Genomic DNA, 17,480 nt, shown 5'->3' on the forward strand with positions numbered 1-17,480 from the left:
CGGCGGTCAACAGGCCTCTGGGCAGGTAACCAGTCAGACGCCGGCGAACAGGGCCGCCCGTCGACAAGGCCGCCAACCTTCCTGTGGTGCGCCCGCTGATCGGCTGGGAGAAGCAGGGCGTGCCGAGGGAATGGCGTCCTCGATAGGCCCGCCTACTTCGACCGGCCGGGCCCCAGGGCGGTTCGGAGCGCGGAAGTCCTGTCCCACGTCCCGCACTCGGTCGATGCGAGTGTCCCTGTGACGCCAGACGATCCCAGAAGCCTGTCCGCAGCCGAGGCCGAGCAGCAGCCATCACGGGGCGGGCTCAGGTCAATGGGCCCACCACGGGATAGGGGACGCATGTGCTGCTGTTCTCGTTGACGGCCAGCGGCCGTCCCACGGACGGTACGGCGTGCTGAGGACAGTCGAGGCGTTCGCAGACGCGGCAGCCCATGCCGATGGGTGTGGCGGCGGAGGCGCTGTCGAGGCCGAGGCCGAGGCCGTCGGAGTAGACCACGCGCGAGGCGTGGCGGATTTCGCTGACCGAAGGCGACGGACTGGCCGAGTGGGGGGATGGACCAGTACGAAGACGACGAACGCACCGTCAGCGACCCGCTGATGGACCAGATCGAATTCGCCGACGTCATCGTCCTCGACAAGACCGCTCGTCGATACAGACAGCGCCGATCGTCTTCGTGCCCCGCTCACCCGCCTCAATCCAGCCGCCCATATCGTGTCCGCCCGGCACGGGCGAGTGAAGCCCGGCGACATCCTCGGCACCGGACTCTTCGACCCGAACGAGCCCAGCAGGCCCCCGGCTGGGTACAGGAACTCCATGGCGTGCGCGGTCTGCCAGGGCGGGAAGTCCGCGGGCAGGTTGCGCCCCAACGCGGGTGACAGTGACGGTAGCCGGGGCGTACAACGGCATCACAGGACCTTTCGGCGCAGCAGGGCTCGACACCGCTGTCGATACCGGAAAGCACTGGCTCGTCAGACCGCTTCTCTCATTCCTCCCCAATCGCTTCGCGAGCAGTTTGTCACGGGCATTTACACGACGCCGCCAGCGCCGGGCTGCGATGCGGCATTGAGAGCCGCGTCGTGAGCACGTGCGGCGTTTCTTGCGGCACCGGAGTCGACTCGCCGCAGCACAAAAAGCCCAGCCAGTGACAGCACACTGGGCCCGGCAAGCAGCCCGGAAAGCCAGGGCAGGCCGTTTATCCCTACGATCACCGCAGCGGAGAGCATCGCGACAACAATCAGGAAACCGCCGACCAGTCCGCCCAGGTACAGCAGATGAGCCCTTCGTTCTCTCTCTGTTTGAGCCGCCAGCTGGACTTGAATCACCCGCAGTTGATGCTGTCTGGCAAGCTCTGGTTCGAGCGCATCCAGCGCGGCTTTCAGGTGCTCGGCAGGAAGCTGTGCCCATTGCAGCGCGATCTCAAGCCCAGTTGAGTCGCCCTGTGGCTTCGAATCCGTCACCGTTGACCACCTCCCCCTCCAGGTGCTTCGGATCTGTACTCGCCCAGCAGTTCTTCGGGAGGAGGGCCTAGTTCTCGAAAGATCCGTTCCATGCCTGTGAAGAGAGTAGCTGCGGCTGCAGGAGCACCCTCATTGGCAATGAGGTCAGACAGTTCGGCAGGAATGCCATGATGGCGCCCCTTCACCGCAGCCTTGTTGGCCGGGCGAGCCACTGGGTCCCGCTCGGAAACACGTTTAGCCATGCGCGCGGGCGCGGCACTGACCAAGAGCGTCACATTCTCTTGCTCGAAGAACTCATTGAGACGGCGCAGGAGATTCTTCCACTGGGCAACTGGAATCTGATCTGCTTCAAATGCGCGACGCAGGTCGTCGCCAGCAACCTGACCCTCAGCTCTGGCCCGCTCGACAAGATCTCTTACGGACTTGAATTGAGCGATCTCCAGAAGGAAAGTACTGGACGCTGGCTCGCCTTCGAAGCCGCGTTGAGGCATCCGGGTATCGTCTCCTCTCAGTGCAGCACATGAGGCTGGACGCCGAACGACCTGTGCACAGGACCGCACCTGCCGTTGGCCCCTTGAAGGGCAGCGTACCGGGCACTGGTTGCGTCGGTCACTGCTGCGGTGACAGCGTTCGCTCCACGTACCATCTGCGCGGCGATCAGGCCGTCCGCCGCTTCGACCCGGCGGGCGGCGATCTCGGCCTGCGCCCGCTCTCGCACCCCCACCCCCCTGCTGTTCAGCCGTGCCGAAGTAGCCCCCTGGGCATGCCGGTATTCCGGCTTCCTCATGACCGAAGTGATGCGCGGGACGAGGCCGTCCTCCGTCGGCATGACGGTGCCGCAACCCGGACCATCACGCCGGATACGACAGCACCGACGGGGACGGCGGCGCCGACGACCAGCAGAAGACCCTCCTGAGGTGCGCGAAGACGCACATCGCTGCTGAATTCAGTAGCCCGTCACATCAGTCACTGCCTGACGCCGATAGCTCAGAGTCGAGCACTCCGAGGCAGCGCCTCTCAACTTGTCACGGACAGAACAGGGCATAATTTTCACTGAGTGGAATTCACGCCCCGTCACGAGTTTCGCCTACTGAAAATGGACGGAGACAGGTGCCGGCCGCCGCGCAGCCTGAGGCGGTCAGGTTTGCACCGATGGAGGTCGCGACCGCCGCGCGAGATCTCTGCTTGACCGAGCATGCTTCAGCAAAACCCCAACAAGCCGTGCGCGGCCGTGCACACCACTGAAAGATGCATGGAAGCGTTCTTTCCTCGCGGGGCTCGTCTATGGTGGCCGGCGGTAAGAGGCGCCGTGCCGCCTCACGGCGAGCAGCTCGTCGACCGCAGCCACGTTCCCACTGCGCAGCAGAGTCGAACAGGTGAATCGAGACGATGCTCTTGGCACGCGAGATGCCTCCGACCCGGACCTGCCGATGCTGACTGCCATACAGGCAGCGCGACTTCGAGCACTCGCCGCCTCCCACATCGAGGACGGTCACCACTCCCCCCTGCACAACCTGGCGCACATATGCCGCCGGGTGCCCGAGGACCGCTGGCCCGATCTCGTGGAGTCCCACTTCGCCAATTTGCGGCAGGCCAGTCGTAGCGGCGAGAGCGCTGCAGAACTGCTGGCTGGTGTGCATGCGCGGCTGCTGCCCGTCGAGTCGTTCACCGCGGACTTGGCAGGCTCTTTGAGCTACGCGCGCCTGGTGGCCGACGGGCTCGTCTTCACCTATGCCCTTGACGGGCCCACCACCGTGCGGATCCTCACCGACGTCGACGTGAACCGCGCCGGTCTGGAGAAGCTGGGGCAGGCGGCATACGCGAATTTGATGGGCGTGCCGGTCGAACACGAGGAGGTTGCCATCGACGGACGGGCACTGCTGCACTCGGCCTACGGCGACTCTCCGTTCGTGGAGAGCAAGGCACTTTTCCTGTCCGAGCTGGCCCGGCAGGTGACCGGTGAGCCGCTGCCGAAGGCCGGGGCTCTTGTCGTTGTGCCGACCCGGCACCTGCTGGCGTACCATCCCATCGTCGATGGGTCCGTGGCCGATGCCATCAACGATCTTGCGGCCTACGCCCTCGGTGCGTACGAGGACGGCCCGGGCGCGCTGTCGCCGCGGGTCTACTGGTGGCACCAGGGCGGCCTGCAGTCGCTAACGGTCATCGACCACGCCACCCGCACCTTCTCCCTGCAGCCGCCACCGGACCTGCTCGGCCTGATGAAGGGCCTGGTGCGCCTCGACCAGGCCGGACGACTCGCCAGCCGTGCCACGGCCAAAGCGCCTGGAGGCGCTGCCGGCCGACGTGAGCGACCTGTTGTGGGACCTGAAGCAGGTGCCCTTCATGGACGTCACGGTCCTGCACCTCCTTTTCGCCCCCATCGCCCGTGGCGGCACCGGGCGCACCACCACGGTCACGGATCTGCAAGCACATTCTTGCGACTGCTGCTCCTGGCCACCGACGTGCACCCCACCGTCTTTGATCTCTCTCGGCTGCTTCCCGATACACCCCTCACCGCGTCTCGGTGAGTAGTTCTGCACGCGAGGCCGCGGCCTTGGGCGGCGGCCTCGCCGTGCAGTGACGGTCCCTGCCGTCGGTCGCAGTTTCGCCTGGTCGAGCAGCGGTGGACCAGCCGCGCTGGAGGGTCCGGCGCCCCTTCGCTGGGCTCAGGACAGTGGGGTGTTCGCCATTATGTGGAATCAGGTTTGTCCAGATTCACTCCTGTTTTCCTTGGCGGACTTCCAGGATGGGCAGCATGGCGACGGCGCAGTCCACGAGGACGCCTCTGCATCGAGTACAGCGAGCCTGACAGCCACGTGTCCGCCGCACTGGTATCTCTGGTGTGGCACCGGGTAATCCGGTCGGGTGAGCTCGGCGGCCACCAACTCCTGCCCCTGGCGGGGCACGTTGGGGCATCATGCTGGCATGGCAACGTTTAACCAAGGCAACCAGACGGTGCACGGCAACCAGTACATGGGTGACACCGTCAATGTCACTCACGGGAACCGCAGCCCCATCGATGCCCGGACGGTGGCGAGGGAGTTCGACCAGGCGTTGGCCGCAGTGCAGGAGCTGGAGGTACCCGCCGCCACCCGCGAGCAGGTGACCGCCGAGCTGACCGCAGCGCGCGGAGAGCTGGAGGCTGGGGACACCGGCGCTGCACGGGGCCGCCTTGCCGGGCTCCTCACCATGGGTGGCGCAGTCGCAGAGATGGTGAACAACCTTGCTGGTGCCGTGAGGGTGTTCCTCGGTGGGTAACGCGTACGACCGCGACCGCGGGGACTCCAGAGGTAACCAGGGGCGGGGGGCAAGCTTCAACCAGCAGGGTCAGCAGGTCAACGGCCCCCAGTACAACGCCGACCAAATCAACATCGGCGAATCCATCTCTCCGGATGACATTGCCGAAGGCTTAAGGCGAGACCGTGAGCGCACGCTAAGAGAAAGGGAGAGCGCCGCCCAGATCCAGCGTGAACGTGCCGCCCAGTTCCAGCGTGAACAGGCCCGGCGCAGACAGGAAGAACGGGACCTCGCGACATACGGATACCGGCACTACACGCGGGACAGGAACAGGTGGTTGCAGAGTCTGCCACCCCAGGAAAGGTGGAACGAGGAACGGCGCCGGAAGGCCCGAAGCAAGAACGGAACGACGCCGTGGCGTCACCATCAGCGAATCCTACGTGCCGGAAATCTCCCCCCTGAGACGAGCCCTGCCGACCCTCGATACGTGCAGGCAAAGAGGGAGGTTGAGCGCAAGGGAGATAAGCGCGAGCTGAACTACACCATTGCAAGCCTTGTGGTCGCGCTCGCCCTAATTCTGATCGCCGTATTGGACAATGCCCTCTGGCTGGCTGTAATCCTGGGGTCTCTGGTGATCATTGGCCTTGTGTCGGGCTACCGTAAGGGCAGGGCTTCGCCGTAGTCGGGTGATGTCTGGTTGATCACCTTGTTCCGAGGATGGTCAGGGCCTGGCGAGATCGCAGACGGTGTGTGGGCAGACGGTGGCGATGTTGGTGTGCCGTCTTGGCGGAAGACGCTGACGGCTCCTTTCGGCAGCACATGGCGCGCAGTGCCTGGTGGGCATCGGCGTAGTCGAGGTGACGGAATGTGACCGACTTCAGTTGATGTGGGATCAGGTTTGCCAAGATTCACTCCTGTTTGCCTTGACGGACTTCCACAATGGGCAGCATGGTGACGGTGGCCGGGAGATCAAGCTCCCGTGGTACAGGGCCGGCCGGTGTGGGAATCTCGGTGCGCCGGGCAAGGAGCGCGTCGATAGCGCTTTGGCCGTCGCCGACCGCGGCACGTTCGTCCTCAGTCAGCGGGATGGAGGCGAGCATGTGCTGCAAGTTCTCCTTGGCTTCGGGGAGTTGGGCCTTGCTGGAGTTCTTCGGGGTGTAGAAGTCGCAGCGGGCGCAGGCCATCCGGTGCTGGCACTGTTCGAAGAAGGAGTAGGTGCACCAGCCGTGGCCCAAGTCGTAGTACTGCCAGGGTTCACCGCTGGCTGCTGCCCCGGAGGCCACGGCGTCGCGGTCGACGAGGACCTCGATGGTGCGCACGTTCCGGGCGAAGTAGCCGGCTTCGCGGTATGCCTTGGTCAGGGTCTTGGGGGAGATCTTTAATGGTGGAGTCGGTGTGCCGGTGTCCGGCGAAGGTGGCGATCGCCTGCACCTCCCAGCCCGGCCTCCACGGCGATCCGGTGCACCACCTTCGACCACGTCCACAGACTCAGCGGCTGGGCGAAGTTGCGCCGCGACTCCGACAGGAACAGCCCACCGCGCGCCCGACTGACCGTGGCCCGACGCACCAGATACCGAGACAGCAGGACCCCGGTCGCCGCCGAGTAGGGCACGATCCGTTCCCGGCGGCTCTTGGCGTCTCCGCCCGCACCCGCACCAACCGCCGACCCGGGTCCAGGTCATCGATACGCAGCGAGCACAACTCCTCCCGGCGCAAGGCTGCATCTTAGGCCAAGGCCAGCATCAGCCGGTTGCGCACCGGCTCGGCGGCGGCGATCGCCAGCACGGCCCGCCACTGCTCGTCGCTGGGGATTCAGGGAAGTTTCACCAGCCTCCGCACCAGCCCACGCTGCTGCCCACCACCACGGGCCCCCGGGTGTAGCGGCCTCGGCCGACGGGGTTGCCCTGGCGCAGCCCCTCCTCGATCAGGAAGTCATAGAACAGCCGCACCGACACCCGGCGCTGCTGGAGCGTCGCGTTCGACAACCCGGCACCGGAGTCCAGAGCCACGGCCTTACTTCCCCGGCGGCTCGGCCGCGAGACCAACTCCCGTACATGCAAGGCGATATGGGCCCGCGTGGACCGCACTGGGTCCACGCTCTCCCGCTTGCACAACTCCAGGTACTCCGCCAATCCCCGGGCGTAGGCATCGATCGTCCTCGGTGCCCGTCCCAGGTCCTGCCACATCTGTAGCCAGGCCGTCGCCTGCTCGTGCCGACCGATATTCGGCACTTCTTCCTCAGCTCGACCATCTGGTACGGCTGATCCCTTCAGTCCGTGAGTCCCCGTACGAGACCACCAGCCTCGCAAGTGATTCCACGTAACTTCTAGGACGCGGCGCAGGATGCTCCAGGAGAGGTCGGACTCGGTGGCGAAGGCGCGCTGCTCCTTGGACTCCTCGTCGATGGAGTTGAAGGAGTCACGGCTGTAGCTGTCGCCGTCGTCGTCCTGGACGCCAGTGCCATCGTCCAGAACGCCGGTCTGCTCCGGGTTGAGGTAGACGTGGAAGCTGGCGCCGAATTCGGCGGTGGCGTTCATGTAGCCGGGGCCGGTGGAACCGCCGCCGCCGTCCATCGGGCAGTACACCCGGTGCACGGCATAGTTGTCCTTGGACAGCCAGGCGCACTGGCCGGGAGAGAGGGTGATCAGGCCGAGTTTGCGGGCGGTCCAGTTGAGGTGTTCGTAGATCGCCGCCCGCGGCCACGACATCTACCGCGACCAGGTCCGCGCCCGCGGCATCGTGCCCGCGATCGCCCGCCGCGGAACCCTGCACGGCACCGGACTGGGCACCCACCGCTGGTTCGTGGAGAGGACTTTCGCCTGGCTGCACGGCTTCCGACGTCTGCGCATCCGATGGGAACGGCGGGCCGACATCCACGAAGCCTTCCTCAAACTCGCCTGCTGCCTGATCACTCACCGGCCGCTCGGCGTTTTGCGCTGGTAGAGGTCATCGCGCGGCTGAGCGCTACGGCGACGCAGATCTGCTCTGGGAAGCATCCGTCGGCCTATGAAACGGCAACACCATGCTGCGGTTCACACCCGTCGTGCGGGAGGTGCAGTCGGCGGAGGTCTTGCAGTGCAGCGATGGGAAAGGGTTGCTGAACCCACTTCGCCCGATAGCCGTCCTCGCCATGGGCCTGCAGTACTGACTGAGCGGCCTCCATGACGACGTGAGCGAGAAGGTTTCGCGGCTGCGTAGAGTCCCAGACGAGTGTGCCGTTCTGGTCGGGCACATTGAAGCTCGCGGACATGTCGGGGAAGCGGTAGATCGACACATCAACCTCCGACCCCCTGCGTCGCAAGACCCACCTCACTTCAGCAGGTTCAAGGTCGAAGGAGAAGCGCTGGACAGGTACGGGGCCATACAGACCCGCCACACCGTGAAGCAAGTCGGCAAGAGCATCCGTGCAGTAGCTGACGACGTCCTTCCGCTCCGAAGAACGATCCTTGATGAGGCACGTTGCCCAGCCGCTGCCACTCAGTTGCCAACTGAACTGAAGACCGTTGGTCATCCCGCCCCTCCCGGTGATCGTCTCCGAAGACGGTACAGCGCAGAGATCGGCGGATCCCTCGTGTCCAACGCAGCCCACCGCCGCGGCCCGCCGGCCAGGGGACCGACCAGTTCGCTTGGCGGGTGCCGCCGGCGCGCCCTTCATCTTCCTTGTGTTAGCCGCTGTGAGCCGCGTGCGTTGAGGCGGATGAACCATTCCGTGTTCTCTGCGCCGACCCCGGGCACAGCAACCTGTCGAGCACTGGGCCATTCGAGTGAATGCCCAGCAACCGCGTTGCCTGCGCATTCATCTGGATGGATTACTGGACTCGAACCGGTGGGCCGCCCACTCCCTCCCGGCGATCGGCAGCCCATGGCACGTGTTTCGCCCCCGTGCCCCGCATGCGTCCTCCGCACACGTGATACGGCAATGCCGGTGCCCTCTGGCGTTCCTCAGCCGAGGACAAGCAATCCCCCCAACTCATCGCGAGCGAAGGGGTCTCCATGACCACCGACCTCCCCCAGCTGCTGGGGGCACAGATACCCGCTTTTCTCCATCAAGTGCAGCCTTGGGAACAGGCTGATACCGACCGAGTCGTTGCCGCATTCTCGGCCCTCCAGCTACTGAGGCCGTTCTTGGCGACGGTGCTCACCATTCCTGCCGGGCACCGTTCCGTCGGGGGTGGCGATAGCTCCCAACGGCCACATCTACGTCCCCAACGCCGGCTCGAACGATGCGACGGCGATCAGCAGCACCAGGCTCCAGTCCACGAACAGCCTGCCGCCCTGCATCCCGCCCGTGTGACCCACCCGGCCCCGCCCGACGGGGCGGTTGTCATCGACGTTCGCGACGGACGGGCCGCCCCAAGGGCCGTCCCCGGTCCGCCAGGCCAGAAACGGCCTGCTCCAGTTCTCACCAGAGGGTAAGGGACTCCCCGTGAACCTCGCAGCGTTCCTCATGGCCCTCGGTGCCACCTGCCGCATCACCCGATTCGTCACCAAGGACTCACTGGCCGCCGGGCTCAGGATCTGGGCCGCCAACCGATTCGGCGACGAGTCCAAACCCGCGGACCTGGTCAACTGCAGCTGGTGCACCGCAACCTGGACAGCAACCATCGCAACCGCTTCCGCGTACCTGCTCCAAGATTCCCCCTGGTTCCAGGCTCCGGCAACAGCTCTGACCCTCTCCTACCTCACGGGAATCGCCTCCCGCTGGCTGGACTGAACACCCAACCGCACCTACCGGAAGGACTCGGCACATGGCCTGCAACTGCGGCGGGACGACACCCTCCCCCCAGCCAGTCATCCTGTACCAGCTGACCCTGCCCGACGGCACTCTCCGCCGGTACTTCACCTACCAAGAAGCCCACGCAGCCAACCAACGCGCAGGCGGAACCGGCACCATCACAGCCGTCACCCAATAACCCGCCCACCAGCGCCCCGGAAGCGGAAACGACGCTCGGCGACCCTGGCGGCGCTGCCGCCCGCATCGTGGATCGGCAGCGTCTGCCCGTGCTGCACGCCAAGGGACTTGATCGTTCAGCTGTCTTGGGGTATCTCCGGTGCGAACATGCACGACAGCCACGGCTGGAACCCCTCGTACGCGGCATCCCGCCCATCCGGTCCCGTCGCGGCCCGCGCCGCCGACGGCCGGCGAAGCTGCACGCGGACAAGGGCTACGACTACGACCACCTCCGCCGAGGGCGCCGCAGCCGGGTATCACCCACCGCATCGCCCGCAAAGGCGTCGAGTCGTCACAACGGCTGGGCCGCCACCACTGGGTCGTCGAACGGACCGTGTCCTGGTTGGCAGTCTGCCGACGGTTGCACCGCCGCTACGAACGCAAGGCTGAGCATTTTCTCGGGTTCGTCGGCATCGCCGCCGTTCTGATCAACTACCGTCACCTCACACGCTGAACCGCGCCCGGCCCAGCCTTAAAACGCTGGGAGAATCGATCGCGTGATCCGATGGATACGCCAGACTCCGCGGTGGGTGGTGGAACTGGTGGCCGTGTATGTCGTCGTGCTGGTCTTCGTGGGCGCCACTTCACACATCGCCGAGCTCGTCCGCAGCGGCCTGCATCGATACAGCTGGGCTCCGGACTGGTTGAACCTGTACTGGTCCTCACTGGCGGTATTCGACTCGCTGGCCGCCCTGCTCCTGGTAGGCGGGAGGAAAGCGGGCTGCGCCATACCTGTGGCACATTGCCGACGTGATGTCGAAGCCGGGATCGGTGCCGGTGTCGAAAGGCCCCCGAGGCTCCAGTTCTCCAGCGGGAGTTCGTGGACGACGATCTGAACGCGTCAGTACCTGTTGGTGAACCCAAAGTGGCCTTGCTAGGCATAGATGCCGGCCACGCCTGCGCCAGGTGGCTTGCCGATCCCTCCGCTGAACTCGCCGCATCACAGCATCGTCTGGGGTGATGGGCGCATAGTCCCGCGTCAGCGTAGGTCGATGTATTGGGTCTGCTGCTCGTACGGGCCCCGGGGTTGGTACCGGCTCACGCGCTGCGCAGCTTGCAGATGCTCGCCTCTCTGGTGGCGGCACAGGGGCTTCGCCGAGGTCCGCTTCTTCGTCGGTCGGGCGCCAGAGCGTCGTGCGGCAGGTTGGTGGCGGCCACCTGACAGGAAATGGGCACCCGCTCGACGCACCCGTCCTTAAGTGCAGCGCCCGAGGCGGTCGCCGTGGCCACTCACGTGCGTCGTCGCTCCGGGGTGCGTCAAGGCGGCGGCAGGCGCACGGCTCCAAGCCTGCTCTACTGCGTACGAAAGCTGATACAGGAAGCCGGCACCTGCCCAGACTCCCCACGGCACCTGTAGCCGATCAGTTGCTCACTGCCGCCCGCCGGGGCCGCTTATACCGGGCGCGGGGCAGGGGCCGGCGCACGACCTGGACACCAGGCAGGCTTGCGCACCGGCTTGGCGGGGACGTCCGATGGATCGAAGGGGGCCGGGAGTCGGCTCAGGGCTGTACGCACCATGGCCGCCGTCGCCTGAGGCACGCGGTCCGATACGACGATGCGCGCGAAAGGCGAGTCCGTCGGGCGGAGGTCGATGCGGACCACCGGAAGCTGCCAGGGCCGGATGGCAACAAAATCCTGCATCCCTGCTTGCTGCCGCACACCGAGGCACAGGGAACCCGGAATCCACACCCCCCGGCCGGGTGTGCCGCGCAGAACGTGCCGCCACGAGGGCTCAACGGTTGCCCTCTTCACCGCACAGATCGGCACCTTGACGTCGCCTCGTCGTGCGGCGATCTTCTCCCACCAGCTCAGTTTGACGATCAGCTCTTCCTTTCGGATCACAAGCCGAGCCATGGCCGGAATACCTCCTCGCGACAGTCAGCGATCGCTGGGCGGACTTCTCGAACCCGGGCCGAGAGGACCAGCGGCGCATCGGTGAAAGCCCGAATCCGCGCCGGACGCTCTTCGAGGGATACGCCCCTGTTCTCTGAGGGACTCGTGCTGGGCACTCCTTAGGCGTCATCTCAATTGGTCCTGCTGTGCACTGAATGAGGGTGGCGCTGGATCGGGCTCTACCGCATGATCACGTCATGACGAATCCGGCTTCCTTCCGGGACCAGACCAACTGGTCCGATGGCTACTACGAGCTGGCCATCGAGGTTGGATCGAGTGATGATGACCAGCTTCAGGCCGTGCTGAGTGCTCTGTGGTCCGCCGCAGACGTTCACGGGTGCTTTGGGCACAGTGACCGTGAACCTGAGGAGCAGGATCCCGTGCCGTGCACGGTCGGCTCTCTGACCGAGTTCGGCCATCTTCATGGTCAGGTCCGTCTGCCGACGGGCCAACTGGTCGTGTGCGGTTGCGTGGCGATCCGCGGCGGTGATGACAGTGGCGACTGGCTGGACTTTTACGTCCCCGTAGGTGCGCTTGATCACGCGGGTCTTGCGTACTGGGACGGCCGGCCGTTCTTCAGGTCCCACGTGATGGACGACTGGCTGGCCGCCATTGGGGCTGAGACTTTCAAGAGCGCCTCCTTCAGCCTGGGGGTCGTCGGCTTCGAGGTCTCTGGTTGCACCGACGCATCGACGCTGGCAGGAAAGTTGCCGCAGACACGAGACATCGGATACCTGCTTCCACAAGGCGACGTTTTGCACTACGGGGCCGCCAACACCTGAGTCTTGCTGCTCCGGTGGGCACGAGCCTGCGGTAGCAGATGAGGGTGCAGGCGATGCTCGTGAAGGCGAGAAAGTGTTCCGCTTTGCGCTCGTAGCGTCGGTGGAGACGTCGGCAGCCGGCGAGCCAGGCCATGGTGCGTTCGAGGTCCAGCGATGACGGCCCAGTCGCGTCGAGGTCTCGTTGCCCTTGCGGGCGATGCGGTGGGCGATGCCACGCCCGCGTAACCATCGCCGCAGGTAGGGGTAGTCGTAGCCCTTGTCGGCGTGGAGCTTTCCCGGCCGGCGTCGCCGTCGTCCGCGGCGTGAGCGGATCGGCGGTATGCCCTTGACCAGGGGGATCAGGACCTGGCTGTCGTGCAGATTCGCCCCCGAGATCCCGACGGACAGGGGCAGACCGGTCCGCTCGGTGATCAAGTGGATCTTCGAGCCATACTTGCCCCGGTCAACAGGATTCGGGCCCGTCAGGTCCCCCTTTTCGGGGCCCGCATGTTCACCGAGTCGATCGCACAGCGGGACCAGTCCAACTCGCCACGGGAGCCGAGTTCGTCGAGGACCAGACGGTGGAGCTTGGCCCACACCCTGGCCTTGGTCCACTCGGCGAAGCGCCGGTGAGCCGTCGCACCCGACGGCCCGAACGACGCCGACGGCAACTGCTGCCAAGTGCAGCCCGACGTGGCCACGAACACGATCGCAGCCAGCACCTCCCGGTCACCATGACGGCGTCGGCCACCGCCCTGAGGCCGCGTCGGCGCCTCCGGCACCACGCGCTGGAACAGCTCCCACAACTCGTCCGGCACCAGCCGTTCAACGATCCCCACCACGACCGACAGCCTACCGAGCCAGCCAAATGAGATGACGTCTTAAAACTGCGGCAGCCCTGCAGGCGTTCCCTGAATCCTGACTAGCATCCGCTGCCTTTACTTGCCTCCGCTCGACTCAACTTTCTACCCTTATTTTTCACGGGACGAGTGGTGTGTCGAGAGGCGGGGCTGAGGTGTTGGGTGATGCCTGTGGTGTCTTCACTCCTCGACAGCAGAGCGGCGCGGATGGCGGCAGGCCGGCTGAGGGCACGGGCAGGAACGACGGCCGGCCAGTCGTCGCTGGACGAGGCCCGTCACGGCAATGGTGGTCGGTGGGCGGTGCCGCCGGGAGTGTCGTTCGTGGAGGCGCGCGCCCAGGACCTGGCGCCAGTGACGGTGGCCTGCGAGCGGCAGGGCCATGGTGAGCCGCTGGTACTGATCCATGGCTTGGGACATCACCGGCAGGCTTGGCGGCAGGTGGTGCCGTTGCTGGCCGACGACGGGCAAACCATCACGATCGACCTGCCGGGCTTCGGGCACTCGCCCGACCTCGACCCGGCCGTGCCCCGGAACCTGAGCACCGCGACAGCCTGGCTGGAAGCCGTCTTCACGGCCCTGGGAGTGGACACCCCGCATGTGGTGGGCCACTCACTGGGTGGACTGATCGCGTTCCGCCTTGGACAGGCCGGTCTCGCCCGCAGTGTGACCGCCCTGGCCCCCGCCGGATTCTGGACCGAAACCGAGCGGCGGTACGCCTACGCGGTACCGACCGCGGCTCGACAAGGGGTTCGCTTCCTACCAGAGGCCACCATTGACCGGCTGGCCGGCACCGCCGCCGGACGGACCGCCCTCATCGGCACCCTCTACGGCCGCTTCGAGTCCTGCGATCCGAAAGCCGCTGCAGCTGCGTTGCGGGCCCTGCGGGACTCCGCCGCTTTCACCGCCACTCTGCGCGCCGGCCGTGAGCGAGGTCTGTTCAACGGTGACATCCCTGACGTGCCGGTCTCCATCGCCTGGGGGACCAACGATCACTTCCTGCCGCCCCGACAGGCCGCCCGCGTCAAACTCATGATCCCGGCCGCCCGGCTCGTCCCACTGTCCGGGTGCGGCCACGTACCCATGAACGACGCCCCCGACCTGGTGGCCCGCGTGATCCTGCAAGCGACGAGCACCCCGGCGGACCATCCCCGACCTTCTGCGCCCACGAGAGGGAAGACCTCGACCGAGGGGTCGCCAGCCGGTGGCCGAGCGGTCCGGAGCGACGCTGCATGCAGGAGGCAGCCATGGAGTGGTTCACGGACGCCGACTACTGGCTGAGCAGGCTGGTCTTCCAGCGGGGGCTCGCCGTCATCTACGGGGTCGCCTTCATGAGCTCGGCCCTGCAGTTCCGGGCGCTCATCGGGGAGCGTGGGATGCTGCCGGTGCGCCACTTCCTGGCGGCCATACCGTTTCGGCAGGCGCCGAGCATCTTCCACTGGCACTACTCCGACCGCTGGTTCGCCGTGGTCGCCTGGACGGGTGCTGCCCTATCCGCCGCCGTCACGGTGGGCACGGCAGACCTCGTACCCCTGTGGGCCGCGATGTTGATGTGGGCGGTGCTGTGGGCTCTGTATCTGTCGATCGTCAATGTCGGGCAGACCTGGTACTCCTTCATGTGGGAGTCATTGCTGCTGGAAGCCGGCTTCCTCGCGATCTTCCTCGGCAATGACAAGATCGGCCCGCCGGTCCTGCTGCTGGGGCTGCTGCTGTGGCTGCTGTTCCGGCTGGAGTTCGGCGCGGGGCTGATCAAGCTGCGAGGCGATTCGTGCTGGCGCGACCTGACCTGTCTGTACTACCACCACGAGACCCAGCCGATGCCCGGCCCGCTCAGCTGGTTCTTCCACCACCTACCTCGCCCCGTGCACCGGGTGGAGGCCGCCGCCAACCACCTCGCACAGCTGGGCGCACCTCTCGCTTTGTTCGCCCCGCAACCCGTCGCCAGCATGGCCGGCGCTTTTATCGTCGTCACCCAGCTGTGGCTGATCGCGTCCGGCAACTTCGCCTGGCTCAACTGGCTGACGATCCTGCTCGCCCTGTCCGCGATCGACGGAGCTCGGGCCGCGCATCTCCTCCCGCTCCCCGACCCGCCGACGGCCTTCGAGCCCACGCCGATGTGGTACGTGGGCATGGTCATCGCGGTCACCGCCCTGGTCTGTGTGCTCAGCTACTGGCCCCTCCACAACCTGTTCTCCCGCCACCAGCGGATGAACGCCTCCTTCAATCCCTTCCATCTCGTGAACACCTACGGAGCTTTCGGCAGCATCGGACGCATCCGCTACGAGATAGCCATCGAGGGAACCGACGAGACGGACCTCACCGAACAGACACGATGGAAGGAGTACTCCTTCAAGGGCAAACCGGGTGCCGTGCACCGCAGGCCACCGCAGATAGCCCCGTACCACCTGCGACTCGACTGGCTGATGTGGTTCGCCGCGATCTCACCCGCCTACGCCGGATCCTGGTTCCCCCAGCTCTTCCTCGGGCTCCTCGACGGCAACCCGGCCATCCTCAAGCTCCTACGCCACAATCCCTTCCCCTCCACCCCGCCCACCTTCCTGCGCGCCCGGCTGTACGCCTACCGATTCACCACCTGGCACGAGTTCCGCCGGACCGGAGCCTGGTGGCATCGCACACTTGCCGGCGAATACCTGCCCCCGGTCACAAAAGCGGACGGCCTCGCTCCCACGCCGCCCGCCGACGATCCGTCGACCTAATGCCTGGGACGCTCGCGATCCCTGGGGCGCGGGGAGGTGGCGAGGACGCCGGCGAGGGAAATCAGCTCAGGGGCACACGCACACCACGGCGCCTGGCAGCGATCTTCTCCCACCACGCCAGACGGATCGCCAGAGCATCGCCCTTGATCACCAGATCAGCCATCGTCTTGCCTGTGATGCGCGGCAAAGCTGGGCGCTACTCGGTCCCCTGCTGCGCAGCCCGCTTCGGCTGGACGTGCGCGTCGGCTGCCAGCAGCGGCGCCTCGCGCCGTTCAGGGCGATGTCCTGCGGAGTCGGTGATCTCCTGGCGCGGTGTGCCCTGCGGGCCTGGTGGAGTCGGTATTGGCCGGCGGGCGAGCAGCCGTCCGATCCAGCGGCGACCACACTGCGGGCACGGCAGGGCACCGACCACTGGACCGGTCTCACCGTGGGTCAGCGTGTGATCTTCTGTACCGTTGTTCCCTGGCTGATCTCGATCTTGCGGGCCTGGGCGGGTGTTCGGCCACCGGGATCCGCACAGTCAGCACGCCGGCGTCGTAGCAGGCCTCGATCATGTCAGGTCCAGGTTCTCGCCGAGGAAAAGCTGCCGTGTGAACACCCCGTAGGGCGGCTCAGCCACCAGCGTCTCGCACCCCTCGGCCTCGGGCTTCGGGTGCCCGGCCTGGACGGTGAGCACGTCCTGCGCGACGCACAGGCCGGTCCAGTTCACCGAAGGGATCCGCGCGAATCAGCACCGTCGGTCACACTCCTTTCGCCGCTTGCGCAGGGAATCCGTGCGCCCCTCTGCGCAGGGCACCACTCATCCCTATACCCTCACGCAGCTAACTTGACAACAGTAGACTCAAGTTTGGCCGAGTGGAAAGGAAGGTACCTACACATATGCAGGTCGCGGCACCGCCGGTGGAAGGAGGTGAGTGCGGTGAGCGCGCAGCGAGCTGGAGCTCCCCGCGATCTCTACGCTGTCCTCGGCGTCCCCTCCTCGGCTTCGCCGCGGCAGATCACCTCTGCCTACCGCCGTCTGGTGCGCACTGTCCACCCGGACACCCGGGCCGGACAGCTCGGATCGGAATGCGACCTGGCCGAGGTGCTTGCCGCCTACGACACCCTGCGCAACCCTCAGCGGCGCGCGGCCTACGACGCCGAACGCGCACGACCGCAGCCGCCCCCACTGCCCGGCCGGCCCGCCCCCGTCTCCATACACGTCACCCCGGCCCGGCCCGCGCCCATCCCCGTGCACGTAACCCCCGCTCCAAGGCCCTCGAATCGGCCCGTCTACGCAGTCCCCTGCGGGCCTGTCCGCCGTGAGTGTGAGACGTCGGAGGCCATGGACCTGGCCGCCTGGATCCACCCATGGCTGAGCGTGGAGGTCAGATGGCTGTGACCCGAAACCGCTGCGGCGCCGTACCAGGCAAGCCGGACGAGCGCGTCCTCCCCGCTGTGCCGCCAGGATGACGCGATGCATTTTCCAAGTGGCGCGAGGCCGAGCGCGTGCCCCGGTCTGGTGAAACCCGCGCCATCGTGTTCAAGCCTGTGGTGGGGCTCCAGCCCGCTGCGCCCCCTGGACTGGGCTGGGCGTTCGCGCGGTTGGTCCGATGGGATCGAAGTG

The 17,480-nt window shown here is 66.3% G+C and carries 16 protein-coding genes and 5 pseudogenes; 12 read left to right on the forward strand and 9 right to left on the reverse strand.

The window, feature by feature from the left end; all coding sequences use genetic code 11:
* Positions 1–304 precede the first annotated feature (304 nt).
* Positions 305–517 (reverse strand): annotated as a pseudogene (locus ACFV1J_RS12705) (short-chain fatty acyl-CoA regulator family protein); the annotation flags it as partial.
* A 32-nt stretch (positions 518–549) separates the two neighbouring features.
* Here ACFV1J_RS12705 and ACFV1J_RS12710 point away from each other — a divergent pair.
* A pseudogene (locus tag ACFV1J_RS12710) lies at positions 550–819 on the forward strand (GTP-binding protein); the annotation flags it as partial.
* Positions 820–1,026: 207 nt separating this feature from the next.
* On the opposite strand, the gene ACFV1J_RS12715 reads toward ACFV1J_RS12710, so the two are convergent.
* Together ACFV1J_RS12715 and ACFV1J_RS12720 are read right to left on the reverse strand one after the other, a co-directional pair.
* Complete coding sequence (locus tag ACFV1J_RS12715) at positions 1,027–1,458, reverse strand: hypothetical protein (RefSeq protein WP_385857330.1); 432 nt, start codon at positions 1,456–1,458, stop codon at positions 1,027–1,029.
* Positions 1,455–1,949, reverse strand: a complete 495-nt coding sequence (locus ACFV1J_RS12720; RefSeq protein WP_385857331.1) for a hypothetical protein — start codon at positions 1,947–1,949, stop codon at positions 1,455–1,457. Before ACFV1J_RS12720 ends, ACFV1J_RS12715 begins: the two co-directional genes overlap by 4 nt.
* An 885-nt stretch (positions 1,950–2,834) precedes the next feature.
* Here ACFV1J_RS12720 and ACFV1J_RS12725 point away from each other — a divergent pair.
* From ACFV1J_RS12725 to ACFV1J_RS12735, 3 genes are all read left to right on the forward strand, one after another.
* The gene (locus ACFV1J_RS12725) at positions 2,835–3,986 is read left to right on the forward strand and encodes a hypothetical protein (RefSeq protein WP_385857332.1); all 1,152 of its coding nucleotides are present in this window, start codon (positions 2,835–2,837) and stop codon (positions 3,984–3,986) included.
* A 397-nt stretch (positions 3,987–4,383) separates the two neighbouring features.
* The gene (locus tag ACFV1J_RS12730) at positions 4,384–4,716 is read left to right on the forward strand and encodes a hypothetical protein (RefSeq protein ID WP_385857333.1); all 333 of its coding nucleotides are present in this window, start codon (positions 4,384–4,386) and stop codon (positions 4,714–4,716) included.
* Positions 4,709–5,377: a hypothetical protein gene (locus ACFV1J_RS12735; protein WP_385857334.1), complete on the forward strand. Its 669-nt coding sequence runs from the start codon at positions 4,709–4,711 to the stop codon at positions 5,375–5,377. The genes ACFV1J_RS12730 and ACFV1J_RS12735 overlap by 8 nt, the downstream gene beginning before the upstream one ends.
* Positions 5,378–5,603: 226 nt before the next feature.
* Here ACFV1J_RS12735 and ACFV1J_RS12740 read toward each other — a convergent pair whose 3' ends face one another.
* Both ACFV1J_RS12740 and ACFV1J_RS12745 read right to left on the reverse strand, forming a co-directional pair.
* Positions 5,604–6,014, reverse strand: coding sequence for a hypothetical protein (locus ACFV1J_RS12740; protein WP_385857335.1), 411 nt, complete (start codon positions 6,012–6,014; stop codon positions 5,604–5,606).
* A 504-nt stretch (positions 6,015–6,518) separates the two neighbouring features.
* Positions 6,519–7,403: a hypothetical protein gene (locus ACFV1J_RS12745; RefSeq protein WP_385857336.1), complete on the reverse strand. Its 885-nt coding sequence runs from the start codon at positions 7,401–7,403 to the stop codon at positions 6,519–6,521.
* On the opposite strand from ACFV1J_RS12745, the pseudogene ACFV1J_RS12750 reads away from it, so the two are divergent.
* Positions 7,384–7,638: pseudogene (locus ACFV1J_RS12750) on the forward strand (transposase); the annotation flags it as partial. The gene ACFV1J_RS12745 and the pseudogene ACFV1J_RS12750 sit on opposite strands and share 20 nt — an antisense overlap.
* 61 nt (positions 7,639–7,699) lie before the next feature.
* Here ACFV1J_RS12750 and ACFV1J_RS12755 read toward each other — a convergent pair.
* Positions 7,700–8,206: a hypothetical protein gene (locus ACFV1J_RS12755; protein ID WP_385857337.1), complete on the reverse strand. Its 507-nt coding sequence runs from the start codon at positions 8,204–8,206 to the stop codon at positions 7,700–7,702.
* Between the two features lie 915 nt (positions 8,207–9,121).
* On the opposite strand from ACFV1J_RS12755, the gene ACFV1J_RS12760 reads away from it, so the two are divergent.
* The 3 genes and pseudogenes from ACFV1J_RS12760 (at position 9,122) to ACFV1J_RS12770 (ending at position 10,482) form a co-directional block, all read left to right on the forward strand.
* On the forward strand, positions 9,122–9,409 hold the full coding sequence (locus ACFV1J_RS12760) for a hypothetical protein (RefSeq protein WP_385857338.1): 288 nt from the start codon (positions 9,122–9,124) through the stop codon (positions 9,407–9,409).
* A gap of 318 nt (positions 9,410–9,727) precedes the next feature.
* Positions 9,728–10,100, forward strand: a pseudogene (locus tag ACFV1J_RS12765) (transposase); the annotation flags it as partial.
* Between the two features lie 43 nt (positions 10,101–10,143).
* Positions 10,144–10,482 carry a hypothetical protein gene (locus ACFV1J_RS12770; protein WP_385857339.1) on the forward strand — a complete coding sequence of 113 codons (339 nt, stop codon included), beginning with the start codon at positions 10,144–10,146 and terminating at the stop codon, positions 10,480–10,482.
* A 556-nt stretch (positions 10,483–11,038) separates the two neighbouring features.
* Here the strand turns inward: ACFV1J_RS12770 and ACFV1J_RS12775 are convergent.
* A complete protein-coding gene (locus tag ACFV1J_RS12775) occupies positions 11,039–11,500 on the reverse strand; it encodes a hypothetical protein (RefSeq protein WP_385857340.1) in 462 nt (153 codons plus the stop codon).
* Between the two features lie 236 nt (positions 11,501–11,736).
* Here ACFV1J_RS12775 and ACFV1J_RS12780 point away from each other — a divergent pair, with 236 nt between their 5' ends.
* Positions 11,737–12,321 carry a hypothetical protein gene (locus tag ACFV1J_RS12780; protein WP_385857341.1) on the forward strand — a complete coding sequence of 195 codons (585 nt, stop codon included), beginning with the start codon at positions 11,737–11,739 and terminating at the stop codon, positions 12,319–12,321.
* A 22-nt stretch (positions 12,322–12,343) separates the two neighbouring features.
* On the opposite strand, the pseudogene ACFV1J_RS12785 reads toward ACFV1J_RS12780, so the two are convergent.
* Positions 12,344–13,133 (reverse strand): annotated as a pseudogene (locus ACFV1J_RS12785) (IS5 family transposase); the annotation flags it as partial.
* Positions 13,134–13,472: 339 nt separating this feature from the next.
* Here ACFV1J_RS12785 and ACFV1J_RS12790 point away from each other — a divergent pair.
* Positions 13,473–14,438: an alpha/beta fold hydrolase gene (locus ACFV1J_RS12790; RefSeq protein ID WP_385857343.1), complete on the forward strand. Its 966-nt coding sequence runs from the start codon at positions 13,473–13,475 to the stop codon at positions 14,436–14,438.
* Positions 14,405–15,874: a lipase maturation factor family protein gene (locus tag ACFV1J_RS12795; protein ID WP_385857344.1), complete on the forward strand. Its 1,470-nt coding sequence runs from the start codon at positions 14,405–14,407 to the stop codon at positions 15,872–15,874. The genes ACFV1J_RS12790 and ACFV1J_RS12795 overlap by 34 nt, the downstream gene beginning before the upstream one ends.
* 550 nt (positions 15,875–16,424) lie before the next feature.
* Here the strand turns inward: ACFV1J_RS12795 and ACFV1J_RS12800 are convergent.
* Positions 16,425–16,583, reverse strand: a complete 159-nt coding sequence (locus ACFV1J_RS12800; RefSeq protein ID WP_385857345.1) for a hypothetical protein — start codon at positions 16,581–16,583, stop codon at positions 16,425–16,427.
* A 210-nt stretch (positions 16,584–16,793) separates the two neighbouring features.
* Between ACFV1J_RS12800 and ACFV1J_RS12805 the strand changes: the two genes are divergently transcribed.
* Positions 16,794–17,255 carry a J domain-containing protein gene (locus ACFV1J_RS12805; RefSeq protein ID WP_385857346.1) on the forward strand — a complete coding sequence of 154 codons (462 nt, stop codon included), beginning with the start codon at positions 16,794–16,796 and terminating at the stop codon, positions 17,253–17,255.
* Positions 17,256–17,480 lie beyond the last annotated feature (225 nt).

Origin of the sequence: Streptomyces sp. NPDC059649 (assembly GCF_042734445.1) — a bacterium.
Classification (GTDB): Bacteria; Actinomycetota; Actinomycetes; order Streptomycetales; family Streptomycetaceae; genus Streptomyces.

What these genes read in the sequence shown, in the direction of transcription:
- ACFV1J_RS12780 (WP_385857341.1), top strand. Translation starts at nt 11,737, where the DNA reads ATGACGAATCCGGCTTCCTTCCGGGACCAGACCAACTGGTCCGATGGC.
- ACFV1J_RS12755 (WP_385857337.1), bottom strand. Translation starts at nt 8,206, where the DNA reads ATGACCAACGGTCTTCAGTTCAGTTGGCAACTGAGTGGCAGCGGCTGG.
- ACFV1J_RS12730 (WP_385857333.1), top strand. Translation starts at nt 4,384, where the DNA reads ATGGCAACGTTTAACCAAGGCAACCAGACGGTGCACGGCAACCAGTAC.
- ACFV1J_RS12795 (WP_385857344.1), top strand. Translation starts at nt 14,405, where the DNA reads ATGGAGTGGTTCACGGACGCCGACTACTGGCTGAGCAGGCTGGTCTTC.
- ACFV1J_RS12720 (WP_385857331.1), bottom strand. Translation starts at nt 1,949, where the DNA reads ATGCCTCAACGCGGCTTCGAAGGCGAGCCAGCGTCCAGTACTTTCCTT.
- ACFV1J_RS12775 (WP_385857340.1), bottom strand. Translation starts at nt 11,500, where the DNA reads ATGGCTCGGCTTGTGATCCGAAAGGAAGAGCTGATCGTCAAACTGAGC.
- ACFV1J_RS12745 (WP_385857336.1), bottom strand. Translation starts at nt 7,403, where the DNA reads ATGTCGTGGCCGCGGGCGGCGATCTACGAACACCTCAACTGGACCGCC.